General features: G+C 64.9%; 17 protein-coding genes. 11 read left to right on the top strand and 6 right to left on the bottom strand.

The window, feature by feature from the left end:
* Nucleotides 1–67 precede the first annotated feature (67 nt).
* A complete protein-coding gene (locus AC1DQK_RS02255; RefSeq protein WP_477866915.1) occupies nucleotides 68–2,131 on the top strand; it encodes an autotransporter assembly complex protein TamA in 2,064 nt (687 codons plus the stop codon).
* The gene (locus tag AC1DQK_RS02250; RefSeq protein ID WP_477866913.1) at nucleotides 2,131–6,309 is read left to right on the top strand and encodes a translocation/assembly module TamB domain-containing protein; all 4,179 of its coding nucleotides are present in this window, start codon (nucleotides 2,131–2,133) and stop codon (nucleotides 6,307–6,309) included. The genes AC1DQK_RS02255 and AC1DQK_RS02250 overlap by 1 nt, the downstream gene beginning before the upstream one ends.
* Before the next feature lie 8 nt (nucleotides 6,310–6,317).
* Here the strand turns inward: AC1DQK_RS02250 and AC1DQK_RS02245 are convergent, their stop codons facing one another.
* The 4 genes from AC1DQK_RS02245 to map all read right to left on the bottom strand — a co-directional run bounded on the left by AC1DQK_RS02245 (nucleotide 6,318) and on the right by map (nucleotide 10,564).
* Nucleotides 6,318–7,574, bottom strand: a complete 1,257-nt coding sequence (locus AC1DQK_RS02245) for a multidrug effflux MFS transporter (RefSeq protein WP_477866911.1) — start codon at nucleotides 7,572–7,574, stop codon at nucleotides 6,318–6,320.
* Nucleotides 7,575–7,685: 111 nt separating this feature from the next.
* Nucleotides 7,686–9,098 (bottom strand): type I glutamate--ammonia ligase, encoded by a 1,413-nt coding sequence (gene glnA / locus AC1DQK_RS02240; RefSeq protein ID WP_477866909.1) that lies wholly within the window; start codon nucleotides 9,096–9,098, stop codon nucleotides 7,686–7,688.
* Nucleotides 9,099–9,190: 92 nt separating this feature from the next.
* A complete protein-coding gene (locus AC1DQK_RS02235) occupies nucleotides 9,191–9,529 on the bottom strand; it encodes a P-II family nitrogen regulator (RefSeq protein WP_012051005.1) in 339 nt (112 codons plus the stop codon).
* A gap of 204 nt (nucleotides 9,530–9,733) precedes the next feature.
* Nucleotides 9,734–10,564 (bottom strand): type I methionyl aminopeptidase, encoded by an 831-nt coding sequence (gene map / locus AC1DQK_RS02230; RefSeq protein ID WP_477866906.1) that lies wholly within the window; start codon nucleotides 10,562–10,564, stop codon nucleotides 9,734–9,736.
* Between the two features lie 136 nt (nucleotides 10,565–10,700).
* Here map and AC1DQK_RS02225 point away from each other — a divergent pair, with 136 nt between their 5' ends.
* A complete protein-coding gene (locus AC1DQK_RS02225) occupies nucleotides 10,701–11,471 on the top strand; it encodes a competence/damage-inducible protein A (protein WP_477866989.1) in 771 nt (256 codons plus the stop codon).
* 119 nt (nucleotides 11,472–11,590) lie between these two features.
* Here AC1DQK_RS02225 and AC1DQK_RS02220 read toward each other — a convergent pair whose 3' ends face one another.
* Nucleotides 11,591–12,826: an MFS transporter gene (locus AC1DQK_RS02220; RefSeq protein ID WP_477866904.1), complete on the bottom strand. Its 1,236-nt coding sequence runs from the start codon at nucleotides 12,824–12,826 to the stop codon at nucleotides 11,591–11,593.
* A 129-nt stretch (nucleotides 12,827–12,955) separates the two neighbouring features.
* Here AC1DQK_RS02220 and AC1DQK_RS02215 point away from each other — a divergent pair, with 129 nt between their 5' ends.
* The 5 genes from AC1DQK_RS02215 to AC1DQK_RS02195 all read left to right on the top strand — a co-directional run bounded on the left by AC1DQK_RS02215 (nucleotide 12,956) and on the right by AC1DQK_RS02195 (nucleotide 16,568).
* Nucleotides 12,956–13,363, top strand: a complete 408-nt coding sequence (locus tag AC1DQK_RS02215; protein ID WP_477866902.1) for a DUF2177 family protein — start codon at nucleotides 12,956–12,958, stop codon at nucleotides 13,361–13,363.
* 2 nt (nucleotides 13,364–13,365) lie between these two features.
* Entirely contained in the window at nucleotides 13,366–13,740 is a 375-nt protein-coding gene (locus AC1DQK_RS02210) for a GFA family protein (RefSeq protein ID WP_477866900.1), read from the top strand.
* 280 nt (nucleotides 13,741–14,020) lie between these two features.
* Nucleotides 14,021–15,463, top strand: coding sequence for a M48 family metalloprotease (locus AC1DQK_RS02205; protein WP_477866898.1), 1,443 nt, complete (start codon nucleotides 14,021–14,023; stop codon nucleotides 15,461–15,463).
* Nucleotides 15,464–15,475: 12 nt separating this feature from the next.
* Entirely contained in the window at nucleotides 15,476–15,862 is a 387-nt protein-coding gene (locus AC1DQK_RS02200) for a DUF6894 family protein (RefSeq protein ID WP_477866896.1), read from the top strand.
* Nucleotides 15,852–16,568, top strand: coding sequence for a Crp/Fnr family transcriptional regulator (locus AC1DQK_RS02195; protein ID WP_477866894.1), 717 nt, complete (start codon nucleotides 15,852–15,854; stop codon nucleotides 16,566–16,568). Before AC1DQK_RS02200 ends, AC1DQK_RS02195 begins: the two co-directional genes overlap by 11 nt.
* Here the strand turns inward: AC1DQK_RS02195 and AC1DQK_RS02190 are convergent.
* Nucleotides 16,498–17,916, bottom strand: a complete 1,419-nt coding sequence (locus tag AC1DQK_RS02190) for a lipopolysaccharide biosynthesis protein (protein WP_477866892.1) — start codon at nucleotides 17,914–17,916, stop codon at nucleotides 16,498–16,500. The genes AC1DQK_RS02195 and AC1DQK_RS02190 overlap by 71 nt on opposite strands.
* Nucleotides 17,917–18,049: 133 nt before the next feature.
* On the opposite strand from AC1DQK_RS02190, the gene AC1DQK_RS02185 reads away from it, so the two are divergent.
* From AC1DQK_RS02185 to AC1DQK_RS02175, 3 genes are read left to right on the top strand one after another with little or no spacing between them, the layout of a single operon-like run.
* The gene (locus tag AC1DQK_RS02185; protein WP_477866890.1) at nucleotides 18,050–18,925 is read left to right on the top strand and encodes a hypothetical protein; all 876 of its coding nucleotides are present in this window, start codon (nucleotides 18,050–18,052) and stop codon (nucleotides 18,923–18,925) included.
* Nucleotides 18,925–20,130: a glycosyltransferase family 4 protein gene (locus AC1DQK_RS02180; protein ID WP_477866888.1), complete on the top strand. Its 1,206-nt coding sequence runs from the start codon at nucleotides 18,925–18,927 to the stop codon at nucleotides 20,128–20,130. Before AC1DQK_RS02185 ends, AC1DQK_RS02180 begins: the two co-directional genes overlap by 1 nt.
* Nucleotides 20,127–21,725, top strand: a complete 1,599-nt coding sequence (locus AC1DQK_RS02175) for a glycosyltransferase family 39 protein (RefSeq protein WP_477866886.1) — start codon at nucleotides 20,127–20,129, stop codon at nucleotides 21,723–21,725. The genes AC1DQK_RS02180 and AC1DQK_RS02175 overlap by 4 nt, the downstream gene beginning before the upstream one ends.
* Nucleotides 21,726–21,909 lie beyond the last annotated feature (184 nt).

Here is a 21,909-nt window from a genome sequence, read left to right as displayed (position 1 = left end):
CCTTCGCATGGCCGTTGCTTGTCACTAGCCTCTGGCGGGCGGTGCGCCCTGTCGCTAGGGTTGGCGCATGAGTGCAGCCCGCACGTCGCTCCGTGCTCCTTCGATCATATTAGGCGCAATCCTGTGCGTGTCGGCGCCGATATCGGTGCGCGCCCAGTCGCGGCCTGAGCAGGGAAACCAGCCTCAGCCGGAGACGCAGCCGCAATCGCAGCCACAGCAGCTCCCGGCGGCCGGCAGCGAAGCGGCGCTGCCTGCACTTGACCCATCGACCGAGATGGCACCGATGCCGGGGATGGAAGTCGGCTGGCCGGAGGCCGACCTGGCCGTGCCGTCGCCCGTCGCCAACGCTCCTGGCGCCAGCCCGGTTGCGGCGCAGACCGGTGATGCGCCGACCGAGCGGCGCTATCGTGTAGCGATCGACGGGCTTTCCGGGCCTGAAGGCATCGCGGTCGAGAGCGAGGCGGCCATACGAAGCCGCTTCAAGCTGCTGTCCGCGCTGGAGGAGGGCAGGGGCAGCGGCAACACGGCACAGATCGACCGGCGTGCGCGGCAGGACGAGGCGCTGCTGATTCAGCTGATGCGTGCGGCCGGCTATTATGATGCGGACATCAATACGCGGATCGAGGATGAGAATGGCGGACGGCTTCTCGTTACCCTGCTTGTCGAACCCGGCGCGCTCTACACGCTCTCCGCTATCGACCTCCCGGGACTGGAGCAGGCCGGCGACAAAATCGAACATATGCGCGACGCCTTTGCCCTGAAGACCGGACAACCGGCGGATTCGGACAAGATCGCGGCCGGACAGGCGGCGCTGAAGGCGGAGCTTGGCCGCGAGGGCTTCGTCTTCGCGAAGGTCGGCGATCCTCGGCTGACGGTCGATCATGATGAACATGGGGTGGCGCTCACCGTGCCCGTGGAGCCGGGCTTCGTCCAACGGATCGGCCGCATCACGATAGAGGGCAAGCGGCTGTTCAGCGCGAAGCACCTTGGCCGGATCGCGCGCTTCCGCTCGGGCGATATCTACGATGCCGCCAAGATGGAGGATTTCCGCCGCGCCCTCATCCAGACGAGCCTTGTTTCCTCGGTCACGATCAAGCCGATCCCGACCGCCGACCCGCATGTCGTCAATGTGTCGGTGAAACTCGAGCCGGCGCCGCCGCGCACCATATCGGGGGCGATCGGCTACGGCACCGGCGAAGGCTATCGGCTGGAGGCGAGCTGGCAGCATCGCAACCTGATCCGGCCTGAAGGGGCCGTCACGTTCCGCGGCGTGCTCGGCACGCAGGAGCAGTCGTTCGGGGCGATCCTGCGGCGCAACAACTACAAGGCGCGCGACCGGGTGCTCACCGGCCAGCTGCTGTTCAGCCACCTCGACGAAAATGCCTTCGAAGCCCGCAGCGTCACGCTCGCCGCCGGCCTCGAACGCCAGACCAACATCATCTGGCAAAAGAAATGGACATGGTCCTATGGCGGCGAGATCACCGCCTCCAAGGAAGACGACACCGTCAAGGCGACCGGCGCGCCGCGGCAGCGGAAATATCTGACGGGCGCGCTACCCTCAAGCCTGTCCTATGACGGATCCGACGATCTGCTCAACCCAAGCCGGGGCTATCGCCTCGCCGCGCGGGTTTCGCCCGAGCTGTCGCTGCAGGGCAGCGCCTTCGGCTATGTGAAGGCGCAGATCGACGGCAGCAGCTATTTGCCGATTGGCGGCCGCACCGTGATTGCCGGCCGGGTGCGGTTCGGCTCGATCATCGGGGCGTCGGCGGAACGGATTGCGCCGACGCGGCGCTTCTACGCGGGCGGCGGCGGATCGGTGCGTGGCTATGGCTACCAGAAGATCGGCCCCATCGATGTCAACGGCGATCCCGCCGGCGGCCGCAGCCTTGCCGAATTCTCGATCGAAGCGCGGATCCGGTTCGGGGATTTCGGGGTGGTGCCGTTTCTCGACGGCGGCAACCTCTACGCCGCGCGCCTGCCCACCTTCCGGAACATGCGCTTCGGCACCGGGCTTGGCGTTCGCTATTATACCAGTTTCGGGCCGATCCGTGTCGATGTCGGCACGCCGATCAACAGGCGAAGCGGCGATTCGCGGGTCGCGGTCTATGTCTCGCTTGGCCAGGCCTTTTGATGGCGCAAGATGTCACCACGATGGAGCAGCGGGTGGTCGCCTGGCGGGGGCAGCATCCGATCCTGCGCGCGATGGCGATCGGGCTTCTGTCGATCCTGCTGCTTCTCTCGGCGGCGGTGTGGATGCTCGACAGTGGACCGGGGCACCGGCTGATCATCGACCGGATCAGCGCGCTCAGGCCCTCGTCAGGCTTGCGCATCCGGATCGGGCGGATCGACGGATCGATCTGGAACAAGGCGACGCTGCGCGATCTGCGCCTGTACGATAGCGCCGGCCTGTTTCTGGAAGCGCCCGAGATCGACCTCGACTGGAGGCCGGCGGCGTGGGTGGCGAACAAGCTGTGGATCCGCAGCGCCGACTCCGACTTGATGATCCTGCACAGGCTGCCGAAGCTCACGCCTTCGCCCAAGAAGGGACCGCTCCTGCCGGGTTTCGACGTCCATGTCGGACGGCTCGGGATCGACCGCCTGCGTCTCGAGGCTCCGGTGGCGGGCCGCCGGTTGACCGCGCGCATCGATGCCAGCGCGGACATCGCCAAGGGCCGTGCGCTGCTGAAGCTGAACTCCGCATCCAGTGCGGGCGACCGGCTCGCGCTCCAACTCGATTCGGAGCCGGACAATGACCGCTTCGACATCGATGCGAAGCTGATCGGTCCGGCGGAAGGCGTCATCGCGGGGGCTACGGGCTGGAAACAACCTGTCGACGGGGTGATCTCCGGTGCGGGGAGCTGGACGGGCTGGAAGGGGCGGGCCACGCTCGATGTCGGCAACATCAGGCTCGTCGAGCTCAGGCTCGCCGCCAACAGCGGAAAATATGCGCTCGACGGCATCTTGGCGCCGAGCAGCTTCCTCAAGGGAAAGCTTCAGCGGCTGAGCGCCCCCACGATCAGGATCGACGGCACGGCGACGCTGGCGGACCGGCGCCTGGCGGGATCGATGGCAGTCAAGACTCCGTCGCTCGAGGTGGTGAGTTCGGGCACGCTCGACCTGGCGAGCAGCGCCTTCGATGGCGTGGTGATCGATGCCCGCCTGCTCAAACCGCCAGCGCTGTTCCCCAACATGACCGGGCGCGACCTGCGGCTCCACGCCACCTTCGATGGCCCCTTCGCTTCCGCAGCCTTCGGCTATGCGCTTACCGCAGATCATGTCGCGTTCGATACTACCGGCTTTGACGGGGTGCGGGCGGACGGCAAAGGCCATCTTTCGGAATCGCCGGTGAAGCTGCCGGTGAAGCTGACCGCGCGGCGCGTTACCGGGATTGGCGATGTCGCTGGGGGCATCCTCGGCAATCTCAAGGTCGATGGCCTGTTGCTCGTCACCGCGACAACGGTCAGCGGCGACGGATTGAAGCTGAGCTCGGACAAGCTCGGCGGCAAGCTCTCGGTCAATCTCGACCTGAGGACCGGGCAATATGATGTTGCCCTGGAAGGGAAATTACTGCGTTACTTCATTCCGGGCATCGGCATCGTCGATGTCAATTCGGAGCTGAAGGTCGTGCCCGGTGCTGGTGGCCGCGGGACGATGGTGGCGGGTCGTGGACGCGCATGGGTGCGCCGGTTTGACAACGGCTTCCTGCGCTCGATGGCCGGCGGCCTGCCGAGGATCGATACGCGGCTGCGACGTGGCCCCGATGGCGTGCTGCATTTCGATCGGCTGGTCCTGACAGGTCCCGAAATCCGGATCTCGGGCAATGGCTATCGCCGCCGTGACGGGACATTCTACTTCAAGGGCAGCGGCACCCAGGCGCGCTACGGCGCGCTGCAACTCACCCTCGATGGTAATATCAGCCGGCCGAAGGTCGACCTGTTATTTGCATCGCCGCTGCCCGCGCTCGGCCTGGCCGATGTATCAGTCAAGCTGGTGCCCACGCCGCAGGGGTTCGCCTACACCGCTTCTGGTGGTTCGCAGCTGGGCGCTTGGGGGAGCAACGGCCTGATCCTTCTGCCGTCAGGACAACCCGCGACTATCGCCGTCGCAGAGGTTGCCGTCAGTGGCGCCAAGGGTGGTGGCAGCTTGCGCTCCGATCCGGGCGGATTCACCGGCCGGATCGATCTCGCCGGTGGCAGCGTCACCGGGCCGCTGCTGTTCTCTATCGAACGCGGGCTGCAGAAGATCGAGGCGCATCTTCGGGCGCAGCGCGCCAGCTTTGCCGGCCCGGCCCCCTTCACGGTCGGGCGAGGCCGGCTCGACGGTGCGATGCTTCTCGATCCGGCGGGTATCCAGGGCAGGGGCACGATCGCTGTGCTCGGCGCGACCATTAACGGAATTACCCTCGGGCGGGGTCGGGCCGAGATCAGCATGACCGGCGGCAGCGGCAGCATCACCGCCAATCTGGCGGGGTCGCGGGGGCGCGGCTTTCAGCTCACCAGCGTCGCCCGCTTCACGCCGGATAGCCTGATGTTGACGGCGGAGGGCGCAATCGACCGCCGCCCGATCCGCATCGAATCTCCTGCGGTATTCCGGCGCGAGGGCGATGGCTGGCGGCTCGATCCGGCAATGTTGAGCTTTGCCGGCGGCAAGGCGACGGTCGCCGGCCGGTTCGGGGGCGCTGCCAACGAACTGAAGGCCGGAATCCAGTCCATGCCTTTGTCGGTGCTCGACATCTTTTTTCCCCAGCTCAGCCTGTCCGGTATCGCCACCGGAGACGTCGACTATCGGATCGAGCGCGGCGCCCGCAGGCCGACCGGCCGCGCCAATCTGAAGATCGCGGGCTTGTCGCGATCGGGGCTGGTGCTGACCTCGCGTCCGGCCGATGTCGCCGTCGCCGCGGTGTTGACCGACAGCGTGGCTGCGGCCCGGGCGGTGGTGTCGAGCGGTGGCAAGGTGATCGGGCGAGGTCAGGTCCGGATCGCCGGCCTGCCGGGCACCGGAACCCTGCCGGAACGGCTGCGCAGCGGCAGTCTCTTTGCCCAGATCCGCTATGGCGGGCCGGCCGACACGTTGTGGCGGCTGATCGGCATAGAGACGATCGACATTTCGGGTCCGGTCGCGATCGGCGCCGATATCAGCGGCACGGGTGCGAACCCGCTGATCCGCGGCTCGCTGCAGTCGAGTCAGGCGCGTCTCGAAAGCGCTATCTCGGGAACGGTGATCACCAACATCGCCGCGTCGGGCCGATTCGATGGATCGCGGCTGCTGATCGACAAGCTCGGCGGACAGACGAAGGGCGGCGGCACGGTCAGCGGCCGAGCTGCCTTTGATTTCGCTGGCGGCAAGGGCATCGGCATGGACGTCGCGATCGACGCGCAAAATGCCCAGCTGCTCAATCGCGATGACATCGGCGCCTCGGTCACCGGCCCGCTGACGATCAGGTCCGACGGTAATGGCGGTACGATCGCGGGCGACGTCCGGCTGGTGCGCGGCCGTTTCCAGCTGGGCCGGGCTGCGGCGGTCGCGACGATCCCGCAGTTCGAAACCATCGAACTGAACCGCCCCGACGACGAAGGCGTGATCGTCCGGCGGGCACCGTGGCGCCTGGCCATCAAGCTCGACGCGCGCAATCAGCTGGCGGTCACCGGGCTTGGCCTCGACAGCGAATGGCGCGGCAAGCTCGATCTCGGCGGCACGATCGACAGTCCGGCGATCAACGGCCGCGTCGACCTGGTTCGCGGGGGGTATGAGTTCGCGGGCCGGCGCTTCGATCTCGATCGCGGTTCTATTCGCTTCCTCGGCGAAACGCCGCCGGATCCCTTGCTCGACATTACCGCCAAGGCGAATCTCAACGGCGTAAGCGCGACGATCACCGTGTCGGGCACGGGGCAGCGGCCGGAGATCAATTTTTCGAGCATTCCGGCGCTACCGGAAGACGAGTTGCTCTCGCGGCTGCTGTTCGGGACATCGATCACCAATCTCTCGGCGCCGGAGGCGCTGCAACTCGCGGCGGCAGTGGGATCGCTGCGCGGTGGGGGCGGGGGACTCAACCCGATCAATGCGGTGCGCCGTGCTGCCGGCCTCGATCGGCTGCGCATCCTGCCTGCAGATCCGACGATCGGCGCCGGCACAGCAGTGGCCGCCGGAAAATATATCGGGCGGCGTACCTATGTGGAGGTGATCAGCGACGGGCAGGGTTATTCGGCGACGCGCGTCGAGTTTCAGATCACGCGCTGGCTGTCTCTGCTGTCGAGCATTTCGACGATCGGTCGCCAAAGTGCCAGCGTGAAGGTATCGAAGGATTATTGAGTCCGGTTTCAGCCGCGCGGCGATGGCTGCGGATATTGCGGGCGGAACAGTCGGCCACGTTCGACGACCAGAATGACCGCCAGCGCCGCCAGCCCCATCAACTCCCAGCCCAGCGTGAGGGGAAGGGTGGTCCCGGCGAAGGACTGGCCGATCACGAGCCCGACCAATGTTGCTATCGAGGTCTGGATGAAGCCCTGCACCGACGAGGCCGTGCCCGCGAGGTGCGCCATGGGTGCCATCGCCATCGCGCCGAAATTCGATCCCGTCAGGCCGTAGAAGAAGAAGGTCAGGCCATTGAGCAGGGTGAAAAGCAGCAGCGTCTCGCGGCCGCTCGCGATGATGCCCAGCCGCACCAGGCATATGATGATTATTGCGAGCAGGGCAGCATGCGAGATCATCCGCGTCCCGTAGCGCTCGACGAATCGGGCGTTGATCAGCGCGGCCAGAGCCATGAAGCTGCCCGCGACGGCAAAGCAGATGGCGAACAGTTCGGGCGCATGGAAGCTATGCAGGAGGATCTGCTGGGAACTGTTTATGAAGCCGATCAGCCCGCCATATACCGCGGCCATCGCGACGGTATAGCCGATCGAATAGCGATTGGTGAGGATCTGACGCAGGGCATCGCCGACGACGGCGAAGCTGATCGCCCGCCGATTGGCAGGGTTCAGGGTCTCTGGGAGTCGGATCGAGGCCCATAATGCGACCAGCAGGCTGTAACCGCCGAGGAAGTAGAAAATCCAGCGCCAGGGTGCGACCAGCAGGACCAGCTGGCCGATCGACGGCGCAAAGATCGGGACGGCGAGGAACACCATGAAGGTGATGGAAACCACCTTGGCCATCCGCCGGCCTTCATAGCAATCGCGGATGATCGAAATCGAGAGCACGCGCGTGGACGCCGCCGACAGCCCCTGGGTGGCTCGCGCCGCCAGAAGCAGTTCGAAGCTTGCCGCGTGGGCAGCGGTGAAGCTCATCGCGGCGTAGACGACCATCGCCCCGACCAATATGTTACGGCGGCCATAGCGATCCGCAAGCGGTCCCCAGAAGAGCTGCCCCACGCCAAAACAGGCGACATAGGCCACCACGATGAGTTGCTGATGGTTCTCGATCGCGACGCCCAGCTCCCGCCCGATCATGCTGAGCGCAGGAAGCATGGCATCGATGCCGAGGGCGTTGACGCCCATAAGCGATGCCATCAGCGCGACGAACTCACCGAAGCGCATGCCGTGCGCTGCCCTTGCGGTTGTTAAGCTCGGCGGTGCGTTCATCGAAAATCCTGTCGGTGACGGGCAGATAGGCACGGTGATGAGCAATGGCAACAAACGAGAAGGGGCCCCGGAGCGGTTGCCCCGGAGCCCCCTGAAGCCCTGGTCCGGAAATCAGCTCGAATAATACATGTCGAACTCGACGGGGCTCGGGGTCATCTCCCAACGGGCGACTTCCGGCCACTTCAGCTCGATATAGGATTCGATCTGGTCTTCGGTGAACACGCCGCCCTTGGTGAGGAAGGCATGGTCGGCCGACAGGCTGTTGAGCGCTTCGCGCAGCGATGCGCAGACGGTCGGAACTTCGGCGAGCTCTTCCGGCGGAAGGTCGTAGAGGTTCTTGTCCATCGCCTCGCCGGGATGGATCTTGTTTTCGATCCCGTCGAGACCCGCCATCAGCAGCGCCGAATAGCAGAGATAGGGATTGGCCATCGCGTCGGGGAAGCGGAACTCGACCCGCTTCGCCTTGGCGCCGGCGCCATAGGGAATGCGGCACGATGCCGAACGGTTGCGCGCCGAATAGGCGAGCAGCACTGGCGCTTCATAGCCCGGCACCAGCCGCTTGTAGCTGTTGGTGGTCGGGTTGGTGAAAGCATTGAGCGCCTTCGCGTGCTTGATGACGCCACCGATGAAGTAGAGGCACATTTCCGACAGACCGGCATAGCCGTTACCGGCGAACAGCGGCTTGCCTTCGCCCCAGATCGATATGTGGGTGTGCATGCCCGAGCCGTTATCTTCCTTGATCGGCTTCGGCATGAACGTGACGGTCTTGCCGTAGGCGGCAGCCACCTGCCAGCAGACATATTTGTAGATCTGCATGCGGTCAGCCGTGGTGACGAGCGTGCCGAAGGTCAGGCCCAGTTCGTGCTGCGCCGAGGCGACCTCATGGTGATGCTTGTCGCAGGGCAGGCCCATTTCCAGCATGGTCGATACCATCTCGGCACGGATGTCTACCGCACTGTCGACGGGCGCGACGGGGAAGTAGCCGCCCTTGGCGCGGGGACGGTGGCCGAGATTGCCACCCTCGAGCGCCTTGCCGGTGTTGGTCGGCAGCTCGATGTCGTCGAGCTTGTAGTAGGACGAGTTGTAGGTCGTATCGAACTGCACGTCGTCGAACATGAAGAATTCCGCTTCGGGTCCGACATAGACGGTGTCGCCGATACCAATCGACTTCACATAGGCTTCGGCGCGCTTCGCGGTCGAGCGCGGATCGCGGGCATAAAGCTCCCCGGTCGACGGCTCGACGATGTCGCAGACCAGGATCAGCATCGGCGTGGCCGAGAAGGGATCGATCCAGACCGCATCGAGGTCCGGCTTCAGGATCATGTCGGACTCGTTGATGGCCTTCCAGCCTTCGATCGACGACCCGTCGAACATGAAGCCGTCGGTCAGCTCGTCTTCGCCAACGACGCCGGCGACCATCGTCAGGTGCTGCCACTTGCCCTTGGGGTCGGTGAAACGAAGATCGACCCACTCGATCTCCTTGTCCTTGATCATTTTCAGAACGTCAGCGGGCTTGTTCGCCATATTGCTTGCCTTCCCCGTGAGAAAATCATGTGAGAAATTCGTGGATGTTTCGGGCGATCGTTGCGCCCTGCCTTCTTCATCGCTGGACGCGATCAGATCGCGTCCGCGTCTCTCTCTCCAGTCCGTATGCGGACCGCGCCCTCGACCGGCAGGATGAAGATCTTGCCGTCACCGATTCGGCCCGTCTGGGCTGCCGATGCGATCGCCTCGACCACGCGATCGGCCAGACTGTCGTCGACGACAACCTCCAGCTTCACCTTGGGGAGGAAATCGACAACATATTCCGCGCCGCGGTACAGCTCGGTGTGACCCTTTTGGCGACCAAAGCCCTTGGCTTCGGTTACCGTGATACCGGAAACACCTACCTCGTGAAGGGCTTCCTTGACCTCATCGAGCTTGAACGGCTTGATGATCGCTTCGATTTTCTTCATCTGAGCCCTCCCCGGCCAGCGCTCTTTGCGGGCCCCCAATAAGCGTGCGATTACGCGAGTCGCAAGAAGGCTCGGAGACATCGCATCGATATTCTCCCGCATTGCCGCAAAACCCGGCATATATCGTCGGCCTGCTCGAAAAATGGGCAGGCCAATGCCTTGCTAATAACCTCCGCGCCGCACCTGTCCGCCCACGATACCGCCTTAAAGATAGGGTGGCTTGTGCTGCCCCGTCTGGCTGAGCGTGAATATCTCGCAGCCGTCTTCGGTGATGCCGATCGAGTGCTCGAACTGTGCGGACAGCGAGCGGTCGCGGGTGACCGCCGTCCAGCCGTCTTCGAGCATCTTCACATCGGGCCGGCCTATGTTGATCATCGGTTCTATCGTGAAGAACATGCCTGGCCGCAATTCGGGGCCGGTGCCGGGACGGCCGACATGCACCACTTCGGGCGAATCATGGAAGATGCGGCCGAGGCCGTGGCCGCAAAAATCACGGACGACGCCATAGCGATGTTTTTCGGCATGCCGCTGGATCGCACTGCTGATGTCGCCCAGCCGGTTGCCGGGCTTTGCCTGCTCTATTCCCAGCATCAAGCACTCATGGGTGACGTCGACCAGCCGCCGTGCCTTTATGCCGACATCCCCGACCAGATACATGCGGCTGCTGTCGCCATGCCAGCCGTCGAGCAGGGGGGTCACGTCGATATTGACGATGTCGCCGTCCTTCAGCGTCTTGCTGCCCGGAATACCATGGCAGACGACATGATTGATGCTGATGCAGCAGCTATGCGTATAGCCGCGATAGTTCATCGTGGCGGGAACCGCGCCGCCGGCGATCGTCATGTCATAGACGATGCGGTCCAGTGCCTGGGTCTCCACGCCCGGCACGACATGGGGTACCAGCGCGTCGAGGATTTCGGCGGCGAGCCGTCCTGCCGCGCGCATGCCCGCGAAGCCTGCAGGTCCATGAAGCTTGATCGCGCCGCTGCGCGGATTGGCGGCTACTATATCGTCCGCGGTTACATATGTCGTCATTCCGTCGATATAAGCGAAGTGCGGGCTCATTGCGAGCATCGTTGCACCGCCCGATCTTCCCCGCCTTCTGCCGGACGCGAGTTGAGATGCAGCATCGCGCTTCCACCAGCGTGGATCAGGCACTATGGCTCTGCCCATGATTCCGCAGAACCAAGAAGAGCGCATCTGGACCGCGGCCCTGCTTGTCATCGGCGACGAAATCCTGTCGGGCAGGACCCAAGACAAGAATGTGTCGCAGGTCGCATTGTGGCTGAACATGCAGGGGATCCGGCTGTCCGAAGTGCGGGTCGTCGCCGACGACATAGCGCTGATCGGCGAGGCCGTGGTTCAGCTCAAGGCGCGCAACGACTATCTTTTTACCACCGGTGGCATCGGCCCGACACATGACGACATCACCGTCGACGCGATCGCCGCGGCGCTGGGCGTGCCCGTGATCATCCATCCCAAGGCCCGCGCCGTGCTCGAGGGCTATTATGCGAGCCGCGGCGGGCTGAACGACGCAAGGCTGCGGATGGCCCGGGTGCCCGACGGCGCCGACCTGATCGAGAACAGCATGTCGGGCGCGCCTGGCATCCGCATCGGCAATATCTTCATCCTGGCCGGCGTCCCCCACATCGCCGGAATGATGCTCGAGGCGCTGTCGAACCAGCTCGAAGGTGGCCGGCCGATGCTGTCGCGCACGATCGGCTGCTGGGTGGCCGAAAGTGAGGTGGCCGAACTGCTGCGCGAGACCGAGCACGCGCATCCGGGATCGCAGATCGGCAGCTACCCGTTTTTCCGCGAGGGCAGGGTCGGCGCCAACTTCGTCGTTCGCTCGACCGACGCCACCACCATCGAGAGTTGCCTGTCTGCGATCGGCGCGGGGCTCGTCCAGCTCGGCTACACGCCGGTATCCGACGGGATCTAGACCTTGATCGGATCAGGCTGAATCAGCCTGATCCGTGAATCAAGGTCTAAACCTTTGACAGAGCATGATTCACGCTTTCGGTGGAAGCGCCACGCGCTTCCACCTCAAACGATCATGCTCTAGGCGCGAACCTGCTGGTCGCGCGCACGCCTCGTCAGCATCAGCGCAAGGAAAGCGAGAAAACCGAAAGTAGAGGCGATCACGAACGCGGCGCCCGGAAAATGAACTGGCGCGGCTGGTCCGGTGAACCAGGCGAGGGCCGGGTTCAGCAGCAGTGGCCCTGCGATCGCGCCGACGGCGTTCAAGCTGCCGATGAAGCCCTGCATCTCGCCCTGCGCCTCGGCGGGCGCGCGCTGCGACATCAAGGCGGTGACGGATGGCTGGACCAGCGCCTGCAGCGAAGAGACGACGACAAGGAGGAGGCCGAAGCCGGCAACCGGAACGAGCGCATAGAGCAGGTAGCATATCGCCGCCACGCCGGCACCGATCATGGCGGTTCGCCGCTCGCGCAGCCGCTTCACGACGCGGCCGAGCACGACGACCTGCACGACCGTCATCGATATCCCCGCCATGGCGAGCGATGCGCCGATCATGCCGTTGGACCAGCCATATTGCGCGATTGCGAAATAGGCCCATGTCGCCGGGTAGACCATCGATGCGACGTTCCAGAGGAGCAATATGCCGGCCAGTCCCAGCACGCCGCGAAGCTTGCGCGCCGCGAGCAGCGCACCAACCGGATTGGCGCGGGCCAGATCGAATGGACGACGCCGGTCCACGGGCAAGGTCTCCGGGAACCTGAAGAAGCCGAAGATAAAATTGGCCGCCGCAAGCGCGGCCGCGGCCCAGAATGGCGCGCGGTGGCTGAAGTCGCCCAGCAGGCCCCCGATCGCGGGTCCGATGATGAAGCCGATGCCGAACGCCGCCCCTACCAGGCCGAAGCGTTTCGCCCGATCTTCGGGTGCCGTGATGTCGGCCAAGGCCGCAGTGGCGGGGCCGAAGGATGCGCCGAAGATGCCGGCGATCAGTCGCCCGGCAAAAAGCCAGCCGAGGCTGGGCGCGAACCCCAGCAGCATATAGTCGATGGAAAGCCCGGCGAGCGCGAGCAGCAGCACCGGCCGCCGGCCAAAGCGATCGCCGAGATTGCCGGCGAGCGGACCGCAGAGGAACTGGGTCAGCGCATAGGTAACGGCCAGCCATCCGCCCATCCAGGTCGCATCTGCGAGGTCGAGACCGCCCAGCTCCATCACCAGCCGCGGCAGCACCGGGATGATTATGCCGAAACCAATCGCATCGATCAGGATGGTCGCGACGATGAAGATGGTCGCGGAATCCCGACCGCGATCTGGAACCGACATGCTTTCCCCGAATCCCGGCGGGCCGGAGGACGACGCCGCGCCGCTTCATCGCCGCTCGTCGCCGAAAAGACAAGGATGACGGCAACCGCCAAGTCGTTCATGAAGGGCAGGATTTAGGGGGAGGATCGCATGACACGCATCATCGTCGCCTATGTGGCGACCCTGGTTGTTTTCGCCGCGCTGGACTTCATCTGGCTGACCCAGGTGGGGCCGTCGCTCTACAAGCCGCTGATCGGCTCCATCCTGGCGCCCGAGCCCCGGATGGCTCCGGCGATCCTCTTCTACGCGCTCTATATCGTCGGCCTCGTCTATTTCGCGGTGTCGCCTGGTCTGGCTGGCGCCGGATGTCAGGGGGCGCTGCTCAAAGGCGCTGTGTTCGGCTTCTTCGCCTATGCGACCTATGACCTGACCAATCAGGCCACGCTGATCGTTTGGAGCAGCCGCATCACCGTCCTCGACATGGCATGGGGTGCTTTCGTATCGGGCCTGGGATCGGCAGGCGGCTGCCTGATAACGCGCTATGTGGTGAAAGGCTGAAGGTGAAGGTCGAAGGCGGCTGTCATTGCGGGCTGGTGCGGTTCGAGGCGGAGGTCGGCGAGCCGCCGCTTGCGATCCTCGACTGCAACTGCTCGATCTGTTCGATGACGGGCTTTCTCCACTTGATCGTGCCGGACAGCAGCTTCCGCCTGCTCGAAGGACAGCGCGACACCACCACCTATCGCTTCGGTACCGGCAAGGCCCGGCACATCTTCTGCTCGCAATGCGGCATCAAGAGCTTCTATCGCCCGCGTTCGCATCCTGACGGCATCAGCATTTCGCTCCGCTGCATCGACGGCTGGCAACATCTGGACGTACGGATCACGCCATTTGAAGGGCGCGACTGGGGCAAGGGCGAGAATGTCCCCGGGAAGTAACGGAGCAGTCTAGGCTGTCGGCCGCAACCCGCTGGTCATCGGTCATAGTCACATCTACCCGATTCGGCAGGTCGCGCTGGAGGTAGTTGTGGCCGGCCTGGGGGGCGAGGGGCACGGAACATAGCGCCGAGCATTTAGGCGCTATCCACGCTTGCAGTCGAAGGATGTCGATGCTCTTCCTATTCTCCCCGCGGCCGGGATGTCCAGGCTCGCTGCTTTGCCCGGCCGTGGCGGCATCGGTCACGCTGACGTTCATAGGCGCCGTCGGATGATGCGTCGCATGTCCGTTCTCGTCCTGGCGCTTTCCCTCATCGTCACCGGGTGCGACCATCCCGCGCCCGAATATGCGGCGAGCGTGAGTCAGGAGGATCGCGATTTCGGCGCGCAGCAGCATCCGCAGCTGCTTGCCCAGTTCGGCGGCGAATACCGGGGGCCACAGGAGGGTTATGTCCAGCGCCTCGGTGCGACCGTCGCGGACGCCGCGGGGCTGGGCGGCCGATGCACCTTCACGCTCGTCAACAGCGACGTGGTCAACGCCTTCGCGGTGCCGGGCTGTTATATCTACGTCACGCGCGGACTGATGGCGATCGTATCCAGCGAGGCCGAACTGGCCTCCGTGCTCGGTCATGAAGTCGGCCACATCGTCGCGCGGCACAGCGAGCGCCAGCAAAGCCGCTCGCTGTGGAGCATGCTGGGCGTGATCGTGGTGAGCCTGACCGGATCGGAACGGCTCACCCGCCTCGCCGGCGCCGCTGCGGAGATGTTCACGCTGCGCTACTCGCGGGGCCAGGAATATGAGGCTGACGAGCTCGGCATCCGTTTTCTGCGTCGTGCAGGCTATGATCCCTACGCTGCTGGGGACATGTTGGGCGCCCTCGATCGGCAACAGGCTTTTCTCACCGACAGCGGTGGCCGCGATGCCGCAAGGGGGGTTCCCGAATGGGCGCTGAGCCATCCGCTGACGGGCAAGCGGGTGGAGCGGGCCCATCATCTCGCCGAGGAGACGGGCCTCAGCGACGACGCCCTCCCCGATAAGGCGCCGGCCTATCTCGCCGCGATCGACGGGCTTTTATATGGCGACGATCCCGAGCAGGGCTTCGTGCTCGGCCGCCGCTTCGCCCATCCGATCATGCGAATCGGGTTCGAGGCGCCGGAAGGCTTTACGCTTGCCAACAGCCCACAGGCGATCACCTTGTCCGGCCCTGCCGGGGTGCGCGGTGAGTTCGCTGGCGGGCCGATCCCGCCAGGGGGCTTGCCGGCCTATGTGGAGACGATGCTGCCACAGTTGCTGGGCGATGTGCCGGCGGAGATCGGCATGGCGCAAGCCACCGTCGTCAATGGGCTGCCTGCCATCATCGTACCGGTCCGCATCGCGACCCGCCAGGGATCGCTGCCGCTCGCGGTGGCTGCCTATGACGCAGGCGGCGGCCATGCCTATCACTTCGCAATCGTGTCGCCGCCATCGGATGCGAGCGCGGCGGCGATCCTGCGGTTGTTCGCCTCGTTTCACCTGCTGGCGCCGGAGGAGGTCGCGCGGCTGCGGCCCCGCGTGGTGCGAGTGGTCATCGTCGCACCCGGGGAGACTGAACGGAGCCTGGCGCGGCAGGTCGCCGATCCGCATGGCCTGGCGCTGCTGACTGCGTTGAACGGGCCAGGCGCCGTGCATCCGGGGGCGCACGTGAAGATCGTTACCTTCGCTGGAGCGGATGGCGCAGGATCGTGATCTCGAGCGGCAGTGGCGGACCAGCTCCCCGTGCTGTTGGCCGGTAGTAACCTATATTGCGACGACCATGATCCGCCGCTGATACAGCTGGTCCCTGCTCGGATGAAGGAAACGATGCCGCACTATCGCTTCCACCTGTATAATTCGGTCGGCTTCATCGAAGATTATGAGGGCGTGACTCTGCCGGACCTGGAGGCTGCCCGGCACTATGCGATCGCCGCGGCTCGATCGATCATGTGCGACGAACTGCAGCACGGCCGAATGGACTTGCGGGGCTGGATAGATGTGATGGACGCAAGCGGATCGACGGTCATCGTGCTGCCCTTCGGCGACGCTATCGAGATCATCAATGGGCTGCTGTTCGGAAGCGCCGAGATCGGGCCGGGCGATGACGGGTGAGACCTTCATCAGGCGGCTTGAGCTTATCGGCCCTCTTGACGATGGCGATCGACAGGCGCTTCGCGCCATGGCGGGAGAGTTCCGCGAAATAGGCAGGGGGGCACAGCTCATCAGCGTCGGTGATCGTCCGTCGCATGTCGTGGGAATCGTCACCGGCCTTCTGCACCGGTTCACCGTCACCGAAGACGGCGAACGCCAGATCCACGCCTTCTATCTGCCGACCGACGTGCCTTCCGCCGATACCCTCCACATGCCGGTGATGGACACCGCGATGAGCGCGGCCGTACCGAGCCGGATCGTCCTCGTCGAACACGCGGAGATGCTTGCGGTGCTGAACCAGCGGCCCAACATCCGCGATCTCCTGTGGCGGGAGACGCTGGTGCAGGCGAGCATGTTCCGCACCTGGCTCATGCGGAACAGCCAGATGATCGCCGAGGTGCGCATGGCCCATCTGTTCTGCGAGCTGTTCTGGCGCGCCCGAGCTGCCGGTGCGGATTCGAACGGCAGCTTAAGCTTCCCGGTCAGCCGCGAGGATCTGTCGGCTGCGTTGGGCATGACCACCGTGCAGGCCAATCGCACATTGAAATTGCTTGAGGACACCGGCGCGGTGAAACTCACGCACGGCATGCTGTCCCTCAATGATCCGGAGCAACTGAAGAACTTCGCGCAGTTCGACCCGTCCTACCTCCATCTGCGACCTCGGTGATCGCAGCGCCGGGTTGCGACGAGCGCAACCCCTGGCGCAGCGACCAGCCGAGCCCGCCGAGCCAGATGGCGCCGAACAGGACATGCGCGATGTTCGCGCCCATCGCACCGAATATCTCAATCAGCGGGGCGACCGAGCAGTAGAATGCCGCCGCCGCGGCCAGCACCGTGCGTAGGACGGCCGGCTGGCGGCCCATCGCAAGCAGGCCGGCGCGACTGGCTGCGCCGCTGATCGCCAGCCCGACAGCCAGGATCTGGATGCTGAGCAGCGGCGCTGCCGCACCGAAGCTCGGCCCGGCGGTCGCTTCGAGCACCATCCGCGACAAAAGCAGCGCCACCACGAAACAGGTCGCTCCGAACAGTGCCAATATGATTTCGGTTTCGATCAGCAGCTGGACGAATGCCGATTTCCTGCTGTCCGCCCAAAGGCGGCTCAGGTCCGGATACACCACCGCTTCGACATGGCTGCCGACCTGCTGGACGACGCGGCTGACGCGCTTGGCGATGTGGAACATGCCCGCTGCGGCAGGATCCGCCAGCCAGCCGACGATGAGCGTATCGACCTGCTGCGCACTGGACCAGATCGTGAGCGATATGTTGGCCCCCCAGGTGAACCCCCAGACATTGGGGAAACGTCGCCCCATTCCAGCGAGGCTGGCCCTAAGCACGCTGGCCACGCCGAGACTCGCCTGCAGGCGCATGGCGAAGGCGATGTTGAGCAGGGCGCCGAGCGCCTGTGTCGCGCCCCAGACGATGACGAATCCGATCAGCCCGGCACCCGTCGCAAAGGCGAACAGCGTCGCGGCGAGCCGGATGATCGCCACGGCCACCTGAAGATAGGCGACCATTCGAAACTGTCCGGACAGGCGGAATGCCGCAGTGGCGGTGCCGTTCATGTTGAAGAGTAGCGAAAGCAGGAAAACCAGTGCGATCTCGATCGTCACCCATGGAATGCCGAAGAAAAAATGGCCCGCGACGGCAAACAGGCTGGCGGCGGCCCACGCCGCGACGCTGCCCATTGCATCCAGCATCAGCCCGAACTTGAACAGCGATCGCAGGTCGTCGCAGTCGCGGATGGGATCGAGTGTCGCGCCATAGCGGATCAGCGGCTGCCACGACTGAAAGCTGAAAAGCCTTTCGCATGCCTGGCCGAGCGTGAGGATCAGCGCGAGTACGCCATATTGCGTTGGCCCGAGACCGCGCGCGGCGAAGGTTATCGACAACAGGCTCAGGACGACGGTGGCCGAGGTGCCGGTAAGCAGATGTCCGACCGCACGAACGCGTCGGTTGTTCATCGCGCCCAGTGCCGTTGCCAGGCGCGCCCATCCTTTGCTCGTGCCTTCGATCATCGCGGCTCCCCAACCAGGTCGTTGGGATCCGATGGCCCGTTACGCGCAAGAGTGCAGCTTATAAGCTGGCTTAATCCGGAATCGCCGCCCTGCGGCGTCGCTGCAGGCGCTAAGAAGAGTCCGGGAGGCCCATATGTCGATTACCGCTTCGCAATATTTTTCGGATGACGCCGCCGCGATCACAGCCGAGGCCGAAGATCGCTTCTTTGCGGGCCTGAAGACGGGCAACAACACGTTCAAGCGGACGGCGAAGGATCGCTTCAAGCGACTCGACGATCGATGCACAGAAATGTTCGCCAGCGCGAACGTCCAACTTTCGCACGTCCTGGATATAGGCATCTCGTCTGGAACCACGACACTTGCACTCAGCAAGCGGTTGGCGCTGGCCGGCCAGACCCCGCAGATCGTGGGGACCGACCTTTCGCTCGGCGCCTATCTGCTCGACGTGTTTCCCGGGCTCCGGGTGCTGGTCGACGAGCAGGGGCTACCTCTGCAATATGAACTACTTGGTCGAGCGGTCCGGGCATGGGTCCGTCGTGCCGATTATGTCACCGGCGTTGTCATCCTTCTGGGGCTGCTGCGGGCGCTGGTCAAAGCGCGGGTGCGCCGCCACCTCCGCTATCGGGAGCGTTCGACGCGAAAGCTGTGGCTGCTGAGCCGCGCGCTACGCGATGAGCCCCGCATCACCGTTCAACGCAACGACGTGTTCCAGCTTAGCGAGGAGTTCGTCGGCCGGTTCGATTTCATCAGGGCCGCCAACATTCTCAATCGAGGCTATTTCGGCGACGCCGATCTGCGTCGGGCCCTGGGCAATGTCGTTCGCTATCTCTCGGGCCCCGGAGCGTGGCTGCTCGTCGCCCGGTCGGAAGGCGCGAAAACGGCCGGCACTCTGTTCCGGCTGTCACCAGATGGAAGCCGATTGATCATCATGGCCAGGGTGGGGACCGGCTCGGAAATAGAGTCGCTGGTGCTCAACACGCCGATACCCAGTCCGGATGGAGCCGCATGATGCCGACTAGAATATGCTTTCCCTTCGTTGGGAGCCTTGTTGGCGGGAGCCATATCTCTTCTGCCGCTCTTATCCGGCATCTCGACCCCGAAAAATATGATCCGATCGTCGTGGTGCAGCATGAACGGGGCGCGATAGCCGAGTTGCTGCGCAGCGAGAAGATCCGGTTCGAAGTCGCTCCGAAAACAGCCGAACTCGAGCATGGACATCCGGTGCCGCCCGGTGCCGCACTGCGCCTGCTGTCGGCCGCGCCCCGGCTTGCGCGGTTCCTGCGCCGCAAGAATGTCCAGATCGTTCACTGCAATGACGGGCGGACGCTGGCGACCTGGGGTCTTCCGGCAAAGCTCGCCGCGGCCAAGCTGCTCTGGCATCATCGGGGCTCGCCCAACGCAGCCGGTCTCCGCCTCGTCGCGCCAGCCCTGGCGGATCGCGTGGTGGCCGTCTCCCATTTCGCCGCGCCGCGGCCAGGCTGGTATTCCGCAGCGCCGCGCGCCCATGTCATCCACAGCCCTTTCGACACCAACATGGTGCACGACAGGCCATCCGCCCGATCCGCCCTGCTGGACCTGCTGCCCACGGCTTCTTCCAATGCGCGTGTCATTGCCTATGCCGGCGCCATGATCGAGCGTAAGCGGCCGCTGCTGTTCGTCGAGGCGATCGCCGCGATGCGGCAGGCGTCACCACGCTCTGAAATACATGGTGCCCTGTTCGGCGAGCCGCTGGGCCGCATGGCCGAGCGCGTCAAGGAGCTTGCCGTGCAGATGGGCGTGCAGGATATCGTTCATGTTCTGGGCTATCGGACGCCGGGCTCGTTCTGGCTGGCCGGCTGCGATCTCCTGATGATCCCTGCCGTCGGCGAACCCTTTGGCCGCACCCTGATCGAGGCGATGCTCGTCGGCACGCCGGTGGTCGCAACCGCTTCGGGCGGTAATATCGAGGCCATTCGCGATGGAGCGACCGGCTTGCTGGTGCCACCCGAACGGCCGAGGGATCTTGCCGAGGCATGTCTGTCGCTGCTGGCGGATCCGGCGCGATCAGCCAAGATCGCTGCCACCGCCCGCGCCGACGCCCGCTATCGCTTTGGTGAGGAGAAACATGCCGAGGCGGTGATGGCGGTCTATGACAGCATGGTTCCGCGAGGGAAGCAGCCCCGGGCCCGGATGCACATCGAGAAGTCGGCCCGGGCAGTCGGGAATGAGCGATGAGCAGGGCGGCGGGAGAGGCTATTGCCGCTCCCGTTGCGGTTTCAGGGCTGGACAGGGCCAAGGCCCGGCGCCTTCCCCTTGCGCTCTGGTTCTGCGCGATAGTCCTTCTGACTGGGGTGTTCGGCCGCATCATGGTCACGCCGCTGGGCCATGACGAGCAGATCCACATAGCGGCGGCGCGGCTGATTTTCCGGGAACCGCTTTATGGCGCACTGGGATATAACCACCTGCCGGGCCTGCCGCTCCTCCTCGGCGGGCTTTATGCCGCAACCGGCGCCGAGCATCTCCTGCTGACCGGGCGGCTGCTGATCTTCCTGTGCTGGATCGCAGCGGTATCGGTGATGTGGCTGATCGCCAGCCAGGCCTCCGGCGGGCGCCCGACGATCGGCGCTGCCTTCGTCCTCATTCTCATGGCGGGAACGCTGCTCGGGCCGGCGGGAACACTGGTCACCAACAATTTCCTGCCTATTCCCTTTGCCTTGCTCGGTGTTCACCTGTTCGTCGTCGCGCTCGATCGGCGCCCGATACGGTCCTGGACGCTGTTCGGAGCCGGTTTCGCGATCGGCTTCGCGGTGATCCTGAAGATCAGCTATGTCTTCCTGGTTCCCCCGGTCGCGGTGGCGGCGCTGCTGGTACCGCGAGGCATGGCCGCTGCCGAGCGCTTTCGCCGCACAGTGCTGCCGCTGGTTGCCGGCGGCATTCTCGGTGCGCTTCCCGGGCTGGTGCCGCTGATCGGCGGGCCGCAGACTCTCTACGCACATACGGTGAGCTATTTCACGGGCGGCCATCTTGCCTATTGGCAGCACTCCACGGCGCCCAAGGCGATGAGCGCTGCGGCAAAGATGCTGGTGGCCGATGGCGTGTGGTTTGCCGGGTCGGGATTGCTCGCGGGGGTGCTGGCGGGCACGTTCGCGCTGACCGTGGCCCAATCCGGCTGGCGCCGGCTGGCCAGCTGGCCAATTCTCCTCGTCGCGGGCATCACTATCCTCGCCGCCATCCTCAGCTTCGCGCCGACCCCGGCCTTTCCGCAATATTACGAACCTCCGGTACCCTTCCTGCTGGTCCTCGCGCTATTGTGCTATCGGCAGCTGGGTGAGCCGGCGCAGCGCCGGATGGACCCGCTGATCGCCACGGCGGGCGCAATCGCGCTGGCCATCATCCTTCCGAGGGTCCTGCCGGCCATTCCCGCCGTGGCCAAGCCTGACCGCTGGACCGGCAATGTCGTTCATGCCCAGGGCGCGCAAATCCGGGCCGTGCTCGAACGGGCAGGGGTGCAGGGGAGGGTCGCCACCCTCGCGCCCATCATGGCGCTGGAAGGGCAATTGCCGATCTATCGCGAGTTCGCGGCGGGCCCCTTCGTCTATCGGGTGGCCGACTATCTGCCGCCGGCCCAGCGTCGCCACTTCGTGACGACGTCGATTCGCGGTCTGTCGCCCTTTCTCGACGCGAACCCGCCCGCTGCGATCGTCACGGGTCAGGAAGCCGAGCTGGACGGCGCCTTCATCGACTATGCCCGATCGCGCCACTATCTCGCGGTCGACATCGGTCCGCAGGCGCAGCTTTTCATGCGCGCGGCGAATCCGCCGGCGCGCTGAACCCAGCCGTGCGCCGCCTCGCCGTGGTGCTAAGGCTTAGTCGAGGTACGCCGGCTAACCCCTCGGGATGAGAACTGTGCCGATGGAACCGGGCAGGGCCGCCCGATAGGTTCGCCCACTAATCCCCCTGCGCAGCGCCGGCTCCGCTCCGATGCGGCTATATCAAGCACATGGCCGATAGGGT

Source organism: Rhizorhabdus sp. P4_G5 (genome assembly GCF_056401065.1).
The sequence above is the reverse complement of the archived record's forward strand: the minus strand, read 5'-3'. Positions and strand labels throughout refer to the sequence as shown.

What these genes read in the sequence shown, in the direction of transcription:
- AC1DQK_RS02255 (WP_477866915.1), top strand. Translation starts at nt 68, where the DNA reads ATGAGTGCAGCCCGCACGTCGCTCCGTGCTCCTTCGATCATATTAGGC.
- AC1DQK_RS02250 (WP_477866913.1), top strand. Translation starts at nt 2,131, where the DNA reads ATGGCGCAAGATGTCACCACGATGGAGCAGCGGGTGGTCGCCTGGCGG.
- AC1DQK_RS02245 (WP_477866911.1), bottom strand. Translation starts at nt 7,574, where the DNA reads ATGAACGCACCGCCGAGCTTAACAACCGCAAGGGCAGCGCACGGCATG.
- glnA (WP_477866909.1), bottom strand. Translation starts at nt 9,098, where the DNA reads ATGGCGAACAAGCCCGCTGACGTTCTGAAAATGATCAAGGACAAGGAG.
- AC1DQK_RS02235 (WP_012051005.1), bottom strand. Translation starts at nt 9,529, where the DNA reads ATGAAGAAAATCGAAGCGATCATCAAGCCGTTCAAGCTCGATGAGGTC.
- map (WP_477866906.1), bottom strand. Translation starts at nt 10,564, where the DNA reads ATGACGACATATGTAACCGCGGACGATATAGTAGCCGCCAATCCGCGC.
- AC1DQK_RS02225 (WP_477866989.1), top strand. Translation starts at nt 10,701, where the DNA reads ATGATTCCGCAGAACCAAGAAGAGCGCATCTGGACCGCGGCCCTGCTT.
- AC1DQK_RS02220 (WP_477866904.1), bottom strand. Translation starts at nt 12,826, where the DNA reads ATGTCGGTTCCAGATCGCGGTCGGGATTCCGCGACCATCTTCATCGTC.
- AC1DQK_RS02215 (WP_477866902.1), top strand. Translation starts at nt 12,956, where the DNA reads ATGACACGCATCATCGTCGCCTATGTGGCGACCCTGGTTGTTTTCGCC.
- AC1DQK_RS02205 (WP_477866898.1), top strand. Translation starts at nt 14,021, where the DNA reads ATGTCCGTTCTCGTCCTGGCGCTTTCCCTCATCGTCACCGGGTGCGAC.
- AC1DQK_RS02195 (WP_477866894.1), top strand. Translation starts at nt 15,852, where the DNA reads ATGACGGGTGAGACCTTCATCAGGCGGCTTGAGCTTATCGGCCCTCTT.
- AC1DQK_RS02190 (WP_477866892.1), bottom strand. Translation starts at nt 17,916, where the DNA reads ATGATCGAAGGCACGAGCAAAGGATGGGCGCGCCTGGCAACGGCACTG.
- AC1DQK_RS02185 (WP_477866890.1), top strand. Translation starts at nt 18,050, where the DNA reads ATGTCGATTACCGCTTCGCAATATTTTTCGGATGACGCCGCCGCGATC.
- AC1DQK_RS02180 (WP_477866888.1), top strand. Translation starts at nt 18,925, where the DNA reads ATGCCGACTAGAATATGCTTTCCCTTCGTTGGGAGCCTTGTTGGCGGG.
- AC1DQK_RS02175 (WP_477866886.1), top strand. Translation starts at nt 20,127, where the DNA reads ATGAGCAGGGCGGCGGGAGAGGCTATTGCCGCTCCCGTTGCGGTTTCA.